At 69.6% G+C, this 14,137-nt stretch carries 12 protein-coding genes; 4 read left to right on the plus strand and 8 right to left on the minus strand.

Translation table 11 applies throughout. The features are described from left to right. Positions 1-19 precede the first annotated feature (19 nt). Entirely contained in the window at positions 20-4,318 is a 4,299-nt protein-coding gene (locus LSF15_RS00470; protein ID WP_232496565.1) for a DUF3376 domain-containing protein, read from the plus strand. A gap of 26 nt (positions 4,319-4,344) precedes the next feature. Here LSF15_RS00470 and LSF15_RS00475 read toward each other — a convergent pair whose 3' ends face one another. The 3 genes from LSF15_RS00475 to LSF15_RS00485 form a co-directional block, all read right to left on the minus strand. Continuing rightward, positions 4,345-4,974 carry an FMN reductase gene (locus tag LSF15_RS00475; RefSeq protein ID WP_232496566.1) on the minus strand — a complete coding sequence of 210 codons (630 nt, stop codon included), beginning with the start codon at positions 4,972-4,974 and terminating at the stop codon, positions 4,345-4,347. Next, on the minus strand, positions 4,971-6,194 hold the full coding sequence (locus tag LSF15_RS00480; protein WP_232496567.1) for an LLM class flavin-dependent oxidoreductase: 1,224 nt from the start codon (positions 6,192-6,194) through the stop codon (positions 4,971-4,973). Before LSF15_RS00480 ends, LSF15_RS00475 begins: the two co-directional genes overlap by 4 nt. Before the next feature lie 153 nt (positions 6,195-6,347). Continuing rightward, complete coding sequence (locus LSF15_RS00485; RefSeq protein WP_232496568.1) at positions 6,348-7,946, minus strand: M28 family peptidase; 1,599 nt, start codon at positions 7,944-7,946, stop codon at positions 6,348-6,350. A gap of 153 nt (positions 7,947-8,099) precedes the next feature. Between LSF15_RS00485 and LSF15_RS00490 the strand changes: the two genes are divergently transcribed. After that, positions 8,100-8,900, plus strand: a complete 801-nt coding sequence (locus LSF15_RS00490) for a glycosyltransferase family 2 protein (protein ID WP_232496569.1) — start codon at positions 8,100-8,102, stop codon at positions 8,898-8,900. 14 nt (positions 8,901-8,914) lie between these two features. Here LSF15_RS00490 and LSF15_RS00495 read toward each other — a convergent pair whose 3' ends face one another. Beyond that, complete coding sequence (locus LSF15_RS00495) at positions 8,915-9,805, minus strand: alpha/beta fold hydrolase (protein WP_232496954.1); 891 nt, start codon at positions 9,803-9,805, stop codon at positions 8,915-8,917. A gap of 156 nt (positions 9,806-9,961) precedes the next feature. On the opposite strand from LSF15_RS00495, the gene LSF15_RS00500 reads away from it, so the two are divergent. After that, entirely contained in the window at positions 9,962-10,354 is a 393-nt protein-coding gene (locus LSF15_RS00500; protein ID WP_232496570.1) for a thioredoxin family protein, read from the plus strand. A 49-nt stretch (positions 10,355-10,403) separates the two neighbouring features. Here the strand turns inward: LSF15_RS00500 and LSF15_RS00505 are convergent, their stop codons facing one another. The 3 genes from LSF15_RS00505 to LSF15_RS00515 are packed head-to-tail and all read right to left on the minus strand — an operon-like array spanning position 10,404 to position 12,994. After that, on the minus strand, positions 10,404-11,021 hold the full coding sequence (locus LSF15_RS00505) for a hypothetical protein (RefSeq protein WP_232496571.1): 618 nt from the start codon (positions 11,019-11,021) through the stop codon (positions 10,404-10,406). Between the two features lie 5 nt (positions 11,022-11,026). Beyond that, positions 11,027-11,932, minus strand: coding sequence for an LLM class flavin-dependent oxidoreductase (locus LSF15_RS00510; protein WP_232496572.1), 906 nt, complete (start codon positions 11,930-11,932; stop codon positions 11,027-11,029). Positions 11,933-11,941: 9 nt separating this feature from the next. After that, the gene (locus LSF15_RS00515) at positions 11,942-12,994 is read right to left on the minus strand and encodes an EamA family transporter (protein ID WP_232496573.1); all 1,053 of its coding nucleotides are present in this window, start codon (positions 12,992-12,994) and stop codon (positions 11,942-11,944) included. 116 nt (positions 12,995-13,110) lie between these two features. Between LSF15_RS00515 and LSF15_RS00520 the strand changes: the two genes are divergently transcribed. Next, a complete protein-coding gene (locus LSF15_RS00520; protein WP_232496574.1) occupies positions 13,111-13,656 on the plus strand; it encodes a CGNR zinc finger domain-containing protein in 546 nt (181 codons plus the stop codon). A gap of 109 nt (positions 13,657-13,765) precedes the next feature. Here LSF15_RS00520 and rpsO read toward each other — a convergent pair whose 3' ends face one another. Next, positions 13,766-14,035 (minus strand): 30S ribosomal protein S15, encoded by a 270-nt coding sequence (gene rpsO, locus LSF15_RS00525; RefSeq protein WP_056658110.1) that lies wholly within the window; start codon positions 14,033-14,035, stop codon positions 13,766-13,768. Positions 14,036-14,137 lie beyond the last annotated feature (102 nt).

Here is a 14,137-nt window from a genome sequence, read left to right on the forward strand (position 1 = left end):
CTACGTACGGGAGGCGCGCATGAGCGGGCGACGTTCCGATGTGGGATTCATCGAGCTGGATCTCGAAGATCCGCCAGGCGACGGATCGACCTCGTTCTCGGGGTCGGATGGCCCTCGCCGCGCGACGTTCCACGACCTCTCGCCCGACGGCACACCGGCCGACCGGGCATTGCTGCCCGACCGGATCGCGAAATTGCAACCCTGGCACCGTCGAACGCTGCGCATCGCACTTGCGATGAAGGGCGGACTCAGCCTGGCGGTGTGGATCGGGGGCGCGGTGGCCGAACTCGACATCCTCCGGCGCATCCGCCTCTTCGACGACGACGGCACGTGCCGCGCGATCCTGCTTCACAAGACCGACGCGAAGGAGCGCGGACGTGGGGGCGCCGATCCGAATCTCGTGCGCAGGGCGTCGGAGTACGCGCGATTGCTCAGGTCGCGCGGGTACGACCGCGTCGAGTTCGATGTGCTCGCCGGCGCGAGCGCGGGAGGCCTGAACGGAGTGCTGTACGCGGTCGCGCAGCGGGCGGGGGTCGGCTTCGACACCATGCTCGACACCTGGCTGGAGGCAGGCTCCGCCTGGGGGCTCCTGCAGACGGGCGATCCGAGCCGGTTCGATGCGATCATGCGCGGCGACGGATACTTCTGGCCGCAGCTCTCCCACGAGATCCTGAAGATCATCGACGGTCGCGACCCGGTGAGTCCCTTGCGCGCCGACCAGGTCGTCGTCGACCTCTCGGCGACCCTCCTCGATGCCGTCGACTCGAGCGACCGCACGACGGCCGAAGGTCGAGCGCAGTTCCGGTTCGTCGGCGGGCACGATGCCCTCGACGATCGAGCCGTCCCCCCGCGCTACACGGACCCGCTGGACGCGCGCGATCTCGCCGACATCGCGCGCATCGCGTACGCCGCACGCTCGACCTCCTCGTTCCCGTTCATCTTCGAGCCCGCGCTCATCTACTCGGGTCGCGACCCGCTCGCCGGCGCACACGGCTGGGCCTCCCCTCGCGATCCCTGCGAAGCGCTCGACGCACCTGACATGCGCATGGTGTTCAATGCGCATCGAGAGGATGCCGCGACGCATCCGTTCCGAGTCGCCGACGGCGGCATCCTGGACAACATCCCGATCGATCGCGCGCTGAACGCGGTTCGGAACATGCCGGCCGACGAGCACAGCAACCGAGCGATCCTCTACCTCGACCCGTCCCCGAAGGAGACGGCGGCGCTCTTCCGGCGCCCCACCGCCTATGCGTCGAGCCGTCCGACCCTCCTGCGCACGCCGATGACGGACGGTGGCGCCGCACCTGCGTTCCGCACCGACGCCGCCACGGTGCGCGACGACGTCGGCTCGCGGGTCATGAGCACGATCGTCGCAGCGCTGCGCAAGCGCAGTGCCCGGGAATCGCGCGACGACGAGATCGAAGAGGTCGATCTGGTGCGCGCGACGACCAGCGTCGCGAAAGCGCGGAATGAACTGCTCGCCGAACGAATGGACGGGAGCTCGCTCGATGCGGAGTCGGAAGAGCGGGCCGCAGCCGCGTATGCCGGGTACCGGGCGTTGAGCGATTTCGAACTGCTCGTCCCATCCCTCCTGCATCCCGGCGAGTGGCTGCTCGGCACCGACCTGGCCCAGCGACCCGAGCTGCTGGCACTCGACCGCCTCAGCATCGTGCACGTCGAAGCGGCGTTCCGAGACGAGGCCGACCGGCTGCACGACCCCACGATCGAGCATGAGTCGGGTCGCTCGCCACACCGGACCGACCGTCTCGCCACCGCTCGTGGGCGACAAGCACTCGTGGACGCGAGCATGGCCGCCCTCAGCTGGATCAGGGCGATCGAGCAGACGGCCTTCCACGATCGCGTGCTCGGCGAACTCGACGGCGTCCTCGACGCATCGCTCGCGCCCGCACCGATCGGCGACGAGGACCGGCGCCATCCGGTCGACCGCGAGGGCAGCCGAATGGATCCGAGCGTCGAGCCGCTGCCGGCGGTTGCGCCTCGCGCTCTCGTGCGACGCAGGCTCAGCCGAGTCATCCGAGCGGCGACCCTGGCGCGCGACGAGGCGATCCTCGCCACGCTCGAGAGCGCGAAGGACCGCATGAACGCGCAGCGGGCGGGCGGCACCCTGAGCCCGCTCGACGCCCACGGTGTCGTGACGAGCTGGTTCGCGGCCGACGCGCGCAGTGGCGGGCATCTTGCTGAGGCATGGGACGAGCTCGACGGCATCATCCGGTGGCTGCTCGCGACGTCGGAGACGATCAAGGCGACCAGGGCGAAGGAGCGCTGGTTGCGGACGCCGTGGTCGCGCCTCGAAAGTCACCCCGAGCATCCACTCACCGCCCGCCAGTTGCCGCTGTTGTTCGGTGGCAGCGGCATCCCACAGCCGATCTCATCGGTGCGCTTCCACCGCATCGGCTCCGACGTGCAGCCGGCGCAGCCGCTCGAGTACCGGCGGCTCATGGAGGACCAGTTGCTTCGGGGCTACCGCTCGGCCCTCGCCCACCGCGCACGCGAGCTCGACGCCGTCACGGTCGGCAACCTGCTCGATGAGCAGAGCCTCCGTTCGACGGCCAAGCTCGCCGGTCTCAGGGCCGCGAACATCGCCGGCTTCCTGAGCCGCGATTGGCGCCTCAACGACTGGTGGTGGGGACGGCTCGACGCCGCGTCCGGGATCGTCGAATTCTTCTCATCGCTCCCGACTGCGCCCGAATCGCCGCCCTCCGACTCCGACTCGGACTCCGACGGGCAGACGGCCGCCGCCGCCGAGGACGAGGCCGCGATCCTCGCGCGGGTGCACCGCGAACTCCTCGCTCAACTCGACGCCGCTCCCGTCGCGAGCGCCGCGGACACCGACCAGGACACGAACATGGAGCAGCTCACGCTCCTCGGGCTCCCGGCGCGGCGGGACGTCCCCCGGACCCAGGCGACGCGCGAGCGATTCGTGCGCGGCACGCAGGGCTTCGACGCGTTGTCGGACTCGTATCGAGTGGCCATCGTCTCGCGCACGCTGCGCGCGGCGTCGAGTGCGCTGACCCACGGTGAACGGGCGACGTCTCCCAAGCGGTTCCTGCACTGGCTGCTGCGCCCGATCGCGGTGCTCCTACCCGCCTTCATCTCCATGCCGCGCCTGATCCTGCTGGCCGGCCTGATCGCCGCCAGCGCAGTGACCGTGTGGCCCATGAGCTCGACGCCCGAGCTGCAGGAGGTCGGCGACACCACCGTCATCGCGTACGTGCTGACGGCGCTGGCCGTCGCGCTCATCGTCATCCGACTCGCGGCAGCCGTGCAGTCGAAGCGTCGTCACGACCGCCAGATCCTCGCGCACACCACCACCCGACCCTGGACACGCGATGTGATCACCTGGGCCGAGTGGCGGGCGCGGAGTGGACGCGTCGCCCTGGTGGGCGCCACCATCGCCCTCGCCGTGACGCTCGTCACCGTCGTCGCGTTGTTCGGCATCGACGAGGTGCTCTACTGGGTGATCCTCATCGCGTTCATCGCCGTCGGCGAAGCGGCCGCGCATGCGCTCCAGACCGTGCCGGTCACCCTTGCACGCAGACCTTCCGGTCCGATCGTCTTCGCCGTGCTCGGTGCCGTCGGGGCGATCGCGTTCACCACGCTCCTGACGACCCCCATCGCGTCGCTCGCTCCCGTGAGAATCAGCTGGACGAACTCGCTCGGATGGTCCGCCGTCGTCTGGCATGTCCTCGGCGCCACGATCATCGGCGCGGCGATCGCCGCCACGCTGGTCGGTGGCCTCACCCGCGACCCGCTGCGAAACGCCATGCCGATCGCATGGACGGCAGCCGCGACCGGCCTGGCGTCGGCGATCACCGCGCTCGCGTTCATGCAATCGGCGCCCGTGACCGGCCAGATCGCCGACCTCCTCATCGTCGGATGGGCCGGCGGCACCGCGCTGTGGTGGGCACCCTGGTGGCGCGGCAGGCAGACCGGCAAGGACGACGGACCGACGGACACGGTCGTCGATCACGACTGGCCTGATACGCGCGGCCCCGTTCCGACCCGCGCGCACCGGCGCGCCCTGCATGCGGCGGTGCGCAAGGGCCGTCGTGCGCAGCGCTCCGTCGTCCGGCAGCAGCGTCGCGCACACCACGCCGCGGCCCGGCAGGACCGTCGCGCACACCACGCCGCGGCCCGGCAGGACCGTCGCGCACACCACGCCGCGGCGCGACGGGGCCGTCGCATCGATGCGCCGAGTCGGAGTGGCGAAGTCACGGGGCAGGTTCCCACCCGCCCCCGCGAGACCTTCGACGACGTGCTCCAGGGAACAGGCGAGCACGAACGGGTCCCGAAGTGAGGCCGAGCGGCCGCCGGAAGGCCGACCTACTCCCCGGTGAACCCACCGACGAGGTGACCGACCGGACGGTCGAGCGCGAACGGGTCCGACACGAGGTCTGATCGGTCGGTGCGCTCGACGAGTTCGGCGAACTCCTTCGCTCCGCGGAAGATGCGGTCGGGCAGTGAACGCACTCCGTCGCCGCCGTTGCCCCAGTCGCTGGTCGCGGCGAACACGCCGGTCGTGACCGGGATCGCGTGCAGGTAGGTGAACAGCGGCCGGATCGCGTAGTCGATCGCGAGGGAGTGACGAGACGTACCGCCCGTCGCACCGATGAGCACCGGCAGGTCGGTGAGCGCTTGCGGGTCGATCACGTCGATGAACGATTTGAACAGGCCCGCATAGCTCGTCGAGAAGATCGGCGTGACCGCGATGAGCCCGTCGGCCGTCGCCACCGCGTCGAGCGCCTCCTGCAGCTTCGGCGGGGCGAAGCCCAGGAGCAGGTGGTTCGTGATGTCGTGCGCGAGGTCGCGCAGCTCGAACACCTGGGCCTCGACCTCGACACCGCGCTCACGCATGATCGACACTGCGTCGGCGGTCATTCGGTCGGCCAGCTGGCGGGTGGAACTCGGCGTCGAGAGGCCGGCCGAGATGATGACGATGCGCTTGGTGGTCATCGCACGAACTCCTTGCGGGTGGCGGCGGCGCCGAAGGCCGAGCCGGGCTTCGAGGAGTCGACGACCGCGGTGTCCTGGTACGGCGACCCGAGGGTGAGGTTGTCGCCGCGGTTCGCGTTCGGCGTGGCCTGGCGGGGCGCCTGGTCGCCGTACTTCGCCTGCACGAGCGACGCGTGGGTCGGGGCATCCGGGACTTCGGCCGGACGATTCTTCGCGAACTCCTTGCGCAGCACCGGCACGACCTCCTCACCCAGCAGGTCGAGCTGCTCGAGCACGGTCTTCAACGGCAGGCCGGCGTGATCGATGAGCCAGAGCTGGCGCTGGTAGTCGCCGACGTAGTCGCGGAACCCGAGCGTCTTGTCGACGACCTCCTGCGGGCTGCCGACGGTGAGGGGCGTCTGCTGCGTGAAGTCTTCGAGGCTCGGTCCGTGACCGTACACCGGCGCGTTGTCGAAGTAGGGGCGGAACTCGTTGACGGCGTCCTGCGAGTTCTTGCGCATGAAGACCTGTCCGCCGAGTCCGACGATCGCCTGCGCGGCGGTGCCGTGGCCGTGGTGCTCGAACCGCTGCCGGTAGAGCGCGATCATGCGCTGTGTGTGCGATGCAGGCCAGAAGATGTGGTTCGCGAAGAACCCGTCGCCGTAGAAGGCGGCCTGGTCGGCGACCTCGGGCGTGCGGATCGAGCCGTGCCAGACGAACGGCGGCACGTCATCGAGCGGTCGCGGCGTGGCCGTGAACCCCTGCAAGGGGGTGCGGAACTTGCCAGACCAATCGACGACGTCTTCGCGCCACAGGCGGTGGAGGAGCTCGTAGTTCTCGAGGGCGAGCGGCAGGCCCTGCCGGATGTCCTGGCCGAACCAGGGGTAGACGGGGCCGGTGTTGCCGCGACCGAGCATGAGGTCGACGCGGCCGTCGGACACGTGCTGCAGCATCGCATAGTCTTCCGCGAGCTTCACCGGGTCGTTCGTGGTGATCAGCGTGGTCGCCGTGGAGAGCTGGAGGGTCGAGGTCTGTCCTGCGATGTTCGCGAGCGTCGTCGTGGGCGATGACGACCAGAACGGCGGGTTGTGGTGCTCGCCGAGGGCGAAGACATCGAGCCCCACCTCCTCGGCGTGCTTGGCGATCGCGACGGTGCCCTTGATGCGCTCGTGCTCACTCGGAGTACGCCCGGTAGTGGGGTCTTGAGTGATGTCGGTGACGGTGAAGATTCCGAACTGCATTTCGCCCTCCTGGGCCGAGACATGATCCATGCGTTTGCATGCAATAGACGAGAACGGATGCCTCGACCGATCTATTCCCGTCGATCCTGTCGCGTTTCGCACGAAGGCGGGGGTGCCGATCCGGCACCCCCGCCCTCGCTGATTCAGCGCGACTCAGTCGAGATCGCTCGGACCGTGGTCGTGGTCGTGGTCGAGGCCGCCGGCGTTGCCGCCGATCGTGCCCTCGGGTCCGGCCGCCGCAGGCAGGTTCAGACCACCCGGGATCGCCACGCCGGCAACGCCGTTCACCGACTCGGTCGAGTAGGAGTAGGCGAGCACGGCGAGTGCGACCGCATCGGCGTTCACGCCCATCGCGTGTTCGTTGATGTTGTCGATCGTGTCGCACACCTGGTGGTAGCACTGGTCGTACGACTCCCCCGCGATGCCGCCCCAGATCTCCTCCTGCTGCGCGGTCTTGACGACCTCGGCACCGGTGAACAGTCCGCCAGCGGGGATTCCGACGCGGATGAACGCGTCGTAGTCGCTGCGACCGCTGAACTGCGCGTCGTCGTAGGGCTCGCCCACGCTCGTGTAATAGCGCTCGAACAGGTTCTCGATCTCAGTCGAGCCGTCGGGGATCGGGACGCCCTCGGGGGCCAGCCAGCCGGACTCGTTGCCGTCGTACACCATGAAGATGTAGTTCGGCGAGGCGACCATGTCGAAGTTCAGGTACAGCGCGATGCGGTCCTGCTCTTCCTGGCTGAGCTCGGCGACGTACTCCTCGGAGCCGATGAGACCCGATTCCTCGGCACCCCACCACGCGAGGCGGATGGTGTTCTCCGGCTTGAGCTTGGAGATGTTCTGCGCGAGGTCGAGCAACGCCGCGGAGCCGCTGCCGTTGTCGTTGATGCCGGGGCCGGCCTGCACCGAGTCGAGGTGCGCACCTGCCATCACGACGTTGTCGTCGTTCGTGCCGGGGAGCTCTGCGATGACGTTCTTCTGCGGACGCTGCTCGGGTGCCGGCACGAAGACGCGAGCCGTGGAACCGGCCTGCGAGAGCGCGACGCCCTGCTCGTAGCTCGCACCCACCACGGGGATCCCGACGACGTTCGGGCCGCCGAGGGTGCCGACGATCAGGCCCTGCCGGTCGTCGGACGCGAGGTTGCCCTGGTTGAAGATGATCACGCCGCCCGCTCCTGCGGCCTCCGCGTTCACGGCCTTGTCGGCGAACGGACACGTGCCGCGCTGCACGAGCGCGATGTTTCCGGCCGGGAAGCCGGCGAAGTCAGCCGCCTCGCAGCCGCTGGTCGAGGTGTTCCCGAGACCGAGCTGGAGGTCGACGGCCGTCACGGCGGCGGTGACGTTGCCCGGCCCGCTGCCGGTGAACGGCCCGGTGGGGTACGACGCCGGCGTCGGCAGGATCTGGTCGAGCGTCGACGGGCCCACGAAGGTGTAGGGGAACTCGTCGATCGAGACGTTCCATCCGGCGGCCTCGAGGGTGTCGACGACGTAGTCGACGCTGGCCTCGTAGCCGGGGAGCCCGGCAGCGCGGTTGCCGCCGTTCGCGTCGGCGATCGCCTGGAACGCCTCGAGGTGCTCCATCGCACCGTCGGCGTCGACGCACTCGAGCAGCTTCGCGATCGTGTTGTTGTTGCGGTTGTCGCACTTCGCGGCCGGTGCGGCCGTCGCCGCGCCGACCGGAATCAACGCGACCGCGAAGGCGGCGACCGTCGCGATCGCGATCCCGCGGGATCGTGTTACAGGTGACTTCATTGTCTTCCCTCCAACTGGGGCGCCCTGTTTGGGCGCCACGGCTATGGGGGAGCCTAAGGGCATCGATCGCGCAAGAGAAGCCCTTGCACGAAACTCCTCGGCATGCGCAGAAATCGTGCGTGCGCGCGGGAGCCAGTGGCTAGACTCGCCGTGATGGGCACGATCTCGGTCATCATTCCGAGTCTCGACGACGCGGACTTCCTCGCCGCCTGCCTCGACGCGCTCGCTCGGCAGACCCGCCCGGCCGACGAGATCATCGTCGTCGACAACGGCTCGACCGATGCCACGCCCGACGTCGCCCATGCGGCGGGGGTCCGCGTGGTCACCGAGCCGACTCGCGGCATCTGGCCGGCCACCGCAGCCGGATTCGACGCCGCCCGCGGCGAGATCCTTGCACGACTCGATGCCGATTCCGTGCCCGCACCGAATTGGATCGCCGAGATCGAGCGGCGCATGGCGTTGCGCGACCGGCCGACCGTCCTCACCAACGGCGGCACGTTCTACGGGCACAACGCCGCGGTTCGGTGGATCGCCCGAAACCTCTACATCGGCGGGTACTTCACGGTGATCGGCGCGGTGTTGGGACATCCGCCGATCTACGGCTCGAACTATGCACTGCGCGCCGACGCGTGGCGGCAGCTTCGCCACCACGTGCACCGCGATCGTGCCGACCTGCACGACGACCTCGACCTCGCCTGGTCGCTGCGACCAGGCATGACGGTGGTTCGCGAGCCGCGCCTCGCGGTCTCGGTTTCGGCGCGCCCGTTCGACAGCCTCGGGGCGATAGGCAGGCGAGTGCGCATGGCATTCCATACGCTCTACGTCGAATCGGGCGAATGGCCCCCGCAGGAGCGACGCGCCGATCGCAGCACGGCGCCGGCGTGGGTGTGGGATGCTGCCGAGACCGAGGTGGCGACCCGCGATCACGACGGCGACGAACCGCTGCTCGCCTGACCGAAGAGCTGCGGCTAGGCCGCGGCGAAGAGCACCGTCATGTCGCGCACGAGCTGGTGCGGTGCCGTCTCGCACGGGCTGTGCCCCGTGCGGTATACGGCGAGGCGAGCGCCGATCTCTCGAGCGAACCGCTCGTGCAGCTCTCGCGGCCAGAGGTCGTGCTCGCCGACCGCGACGAGCTTCGGCACGGGCGTCGCAGCGAGGCGCGCTCGCACGTCGGGAGTGTGCATCATGAGGCCGATGATGTCGTCGACGCTCTCGCGCCGGGTGAGGGCGAAGCGCTCGCGCACGAACGCGAGTCGACCGGGTGGCACCTTGTTCAGGTTGTTGCGGATGCCCCAGAGCATCAGGGCCGCCCCCTGCCGCGGGCTGGTGAAGCCGCTGATCGGGCCGATGCGCTTGACACCGCGGAACGCCTGCCCGGGCTCGGGCGGGGCGCTCAACAGGGTGAGGCTCGCGAAGCGGTCGGGCCGTTCGAGCAGGGCGAGTTCGGCCAGCGTTCCCGCGAAGCTGTAGCCCAGCACATGGGCACGGCCGGCGCCGTCGTCGAGGACTGCCAGCAGGTCGTCGAGGAAGAGTCGCTCGTCGTAGTGGGTGCGCGGCGGGTCGAGGTTCCACGGACCGGCGTCGGCCGACTCGTACTGGCCGGCGAGATCGTACGACTCGACCCGGAATCCCGCTGCGGCGAACAGCGGGAACATGAGCACGAAGTCCTCCTTCGAGCCGGTCGCACCCGGGACCAGGACGATGCGATGCCCGTCGGTCGGGCCCAGCGCGATGTGCGCGAGGCGCCCGCTCGGCGCGTCGAACCAACTGCGCTCGGTGCCGGGCGGCAGCCGCCGCCAGTCGAGATCGGCAATGGCCTCGTCGAGCGCGCGAGCGTCGTCGACCACGACCTGATCGATCGCTTCGACCGAACCCGCCGATTCAGAGTTCTCTGGTCGGCGCCGGAATGCGCCGCGCACCCCGTCGAATGCCGCCACGACCTCACCATACCGCCGCCCGGGTCGCTGCCAGCGAACACCGGGCGAGCACTCAGCGCCTCCGCTTAGGCTGGATGCATGGCAACCGTTGCGCTCACCCTTGACGATTTCGAGAAGACCATCCTCGAAGGAGGCACCGTCTTCGTCGACTTCTGGGCGAGCTGGTGCGGCCCCTGCCTGCAGTTCGCACCCAACTACGAGGCCGCCGCCGAGGCGAACCCCGACATGACGTTCGCGAAGGTCGACACCGAGGCGCAGCAGCAGCTCGCGGCGGCGATGAACATCACGTCGATCCCGACGATCATGGCCTTCAAGGACGGCATCGGCGTGTTCGCCCAGGCTGGCGCACTCCCGCGCCCGGTACTCGACGACCTCGTCTCGCAGGTGCGCGAGCTCGACATGAACCAGGTGCGCGCCGACCTCGCGCGTCGCGAGGCCGAGGCGGCCGAAGCCGCCGAGCCCACCGCCTGACGCGCGCCGACGACACGGTTGAGCCGACGACGACGTTCGGTCGTCGGCCTCAGCGGTCGGGCCGCGCCTCGAGCGCGTGCTCGAGTCCGCTGAGGTCGAGTTCCACCTTGAATGGGCGGGCATTCCCCACGATGAGGGCCGGTACGCGCACGTACTGACCCCGCTGCCGCATCGCGTCGAGCGCATCTCGCCATCGCACGTCGGCCGCCTCCTCGAGGAAACCGGCATGCCGAGGGTGGTCACCGCCGACGAGTTGCACCCCGATTCGGTAGCGGCGAGACAGCCAGCGACTGGCCCGCGGCACCAGCACAGCGAGCTGCTGGGTGCCGCCGTGCAGCAGCGCGAGCTCGATCGCGGGCTGGTGGCGCTGCACGTCGGACACCGGCGCCACCGCGCGTACGCCGCGATCGACGTGCAGCGCGTCGACGAGTTCGAGGCCCTCGAGGGTCGTCAGGTCGCCCCACTGGTCGGGGTTCGCGCTGCGGCCCCCGCGCAGAAGCGAGCCGGCGAGCCACGCCACCGCGACCGCGAGCAGCGCGACGAACGGCCACAACACCCAGGGCGGGGCTTCGGGTCGCACGATCGAGGTCGCCAGCAGCAGCACCCCGACGACGATGAACGGAGACGGCTCCCAGGCGAACAGAGACTTCGATCGGGGCGCGGGCACGAGGATCAGGCTATCGCGCGCAGAGCGGGCAATCGCGCGGCCACCTCGTCGAGCACCGACTCGTCGCCGGCGTAGAGACCGTGCTCGCGTGGCCAGTGCGAGACGACGTCGGTGTAGCCGAGCTCGGCGGCGCGCCCGACGGCCTCGTCGAACGCCCCGGCACTCGCGAGGCTGTAGCGCGACCCATCGTCGAGCGATAGGGTTCGGCCGATCGTCGACGGGTCGCGCCCTGCCGCCGCGCAGGCGTCGTCGAGTCGGTGGATGAGGTCACCGACGCTGCGCCACCACGTGGCGTCGTCGTCGTGGTCGCCGCCCGTGGTCACCCAGCCGTCGCCGATGCGCACCGCGAGATCAAGCGCTTTCGGCCCGTTCGCTGCGAGGTGCAGCGGCATGCGGGGGCGCTGCGCGGGCTCGCCGACCATGCGCGCGCCGGCTGCCGTGTACCACTCGCCTTCGAACGAGATGCCGGATGCCCCGTCGGCGGCACCCCGTTCGAATCGGAGCAGCGCGTCGAGGCTCTCGGCGAACTCCGCGAAGCGGGCGAACCGCTCGCGCGGCGTCAGCTGCGGCTGGCCGAGCACGTAGGCGTCGAATCCGGTGCCGCCGGAACCGAGGCCGAGCAGCACCCGTCCACCCGAGATCTGGTCGACGGTCGCGATGTCCTTCGCGAACGGTACCGGATGCCGGAAGTTGGGCGAAGCCACGAACGTGCCGAGCCCGATGCGACTCGTCACTGTTGCCGCCGCGGTCAGCGTCGGCACGGTCGCGTGCCAGCGCTCGCCGGCGAGCCCGCGCCATGAGAGGTGGTCGTAGGTCCACGCGTGGTCGAACCCGAACTCTTCGGCGCGGCGCCATCGCACCGCGGCCTCGGGCCAGTCGTACTGGGGCAGGATGACGACGCCGAAACGCATGGCGCGAGTCTACGGCCCGTCGACGATGCGAGCGGATGTCGCGGGGCCGGGGACATGGCCGGCTGCTGCGGACTCGGGCTCGGGCTCGCGCGCGTGCGACGATCCGCTGTCGGTGCGCGACACGGGCACGAGGTCGATCTCGAGCGGCACCGGTTCGACGGCGGGCCGCTCGAGTCGCACGAGGACGATGCCGCCGAGGATGAGCACTCCGCCGAGCATCTGCACGGGACCGATCGCCTCGCCGAGCAGCACCCAGGCGACGATGCCGGCGAAGACGACCTCGGACAGGCCGAGGAAGGACGCGAGCCTCGTGCCGAGCATGCGGATGGCCTGGATGCCGGCGACGTAGGCGAACGCGGTCGAGACGGCGCCGACCGTGAGCACGAGCACCCACCATGGGGCGGTGCCGCCGAGGAACGACATGTCGGTGAGCACGAACTCGAACGGCACGAGCCCCGTGAGTCCGGCGAGGCCGAGCACGATGGCGCCGATGAAGACGCCGGACGCCGCGAGGGCGATGGGCGGCACGCCCAGGTCGTCACGCGCCCCGAGCACGTAGTAGACCGCGACACCGAGCATGGCGATGCCCGCGAGCGCGATGCCGACCGGGTCGATGGCGCCGCCCGCCGGGCCGATGACGAGCACGAGGCCCGCGATCGCGACGACGGAGCCCGCGAGCACGACCCACTGCGGTGCCCGGCGGGTGCGCGCCCAGGCGAACGCGACGAGCGCCACCGGCGCGAGGTACTCGATGAGGAGCGCGGTGCTGACGGGGATGCGGGCGATCGAGGCGTAGAAGGCGAGCTGCACTCCGGCGACGGCGATGACCGAGTAGACGAGCACGGTCCACTTCGCGCGCCAGAGCGGGCGCAGGTCGAATCGCAGCGCGATGAGGCCGGGCACGATGAGCAGCAGTGCCGCGACCGAGACCCGCAGGAACACCGCAGCCCCCGGCGACCAACCCGCTTCGAGCAACGGCTTGACGACCGCCCCGCCCGCGCCGAAGGCTAGGCCCGAAGCGAGCCCGAGCAGGATTCCGATGATGCCGCGTGATCCACGCATCGGGCGCTCCCTTGATCGGTCTGTGTGCTGGTGGCGATGTTCGCGAGTCACAGCCGATGTCATGACCGAACCGCGTTATGCTGGTTACACTACTCCGCACATCCGTCAGGAGTCAAATGATTTTCACCAATGACACCGAAGCCTCGCTCGGGTTCGCCGCAGCACTCGCCGACACCGTGCCCGAGGCATCCGATTCCGGCGACGACGAACTGTCGACGCCGGCGCAGCTGACCGCCCTGCTCGACGCCTGGAGATTCTCGGGGCGACGCGACGGCGACGATCGCGAGCTCATCGAAGTGCGCAGCGCCCGCTCACGGCTGCGCGCGCTCTGGTTGCTCGACCGCGACGACGCGGTCGACGAGGTCAACGACCTGCTCGTCGATGCTCGAGCACTCCCCCGACTGGTGCGCCACGACGACCTCGACTGGCACATCCACGCGACCGAGATCGATGCCCCGCTCGCCCGCCGCATCATGGTCGAGGCGGCGATGGCCTTCGTCGATGTCATCCGCGCCGACGAGATGGCGCGCCTGCGCGTCTGCGACGCCGACGACTGCGAGAGCCTCTACGTCGACATGTCGAAGAACGCCTCACGTCGGTTCTGCAGCACGCGTTGCGGCAACCGCATGGCGGTGCGGGCCTACCGGGCGCGCACGGCGTGACGGAATGACGAAGGCCCCCGCCCGTGCCATGCACGGTGGGGGCCTTCGCAAGAAGTTCGCGGTGTCTTCGAGAGCCGCGCTGCCGCTCGAATGCGGCACAGGACTCCGCTTAGCGGCGCAGCCCGAGACGCTCGATGAGCTTGCGGTAGCGGTTGATGTCGACATCGGCGAGATAGCCGAGCAGACGACGACGCTGACCGACGAGGAGCAGCAGGCCACGACGCGAGTGGTGGTCGTGCTTGTGCTCCTTCAGGTGCTCGGTGAGGTCCTTGATGCGCTTGGTGAGCAGCGCGATCTGAACCTCGGGGGATCCAGTGTCACCGGGGTGCGTCGCGTACTCTTCGATGATCGCCTTCTTGACGTCTGCTTCGAGTGCCATAGATGGGATCCCCTCTCTCTTCGTTGCGCGCTGCCCGTGGCCGAATGCCTGGGCTCTCTTTGTGCGCGGCCGTCATGACGGCAACCTCAATACTCTACCAGA

The sequence above is a fragment of the Agromyces humatus genome, from assembly GCF_021228295.1.
Classification (GTDB): domain Bacteria; phylum Actinomycetota; class Actinomycetes; order Actinomycetales; family Microbacteriaceae; genus Agromyces; species Agromyces humatus.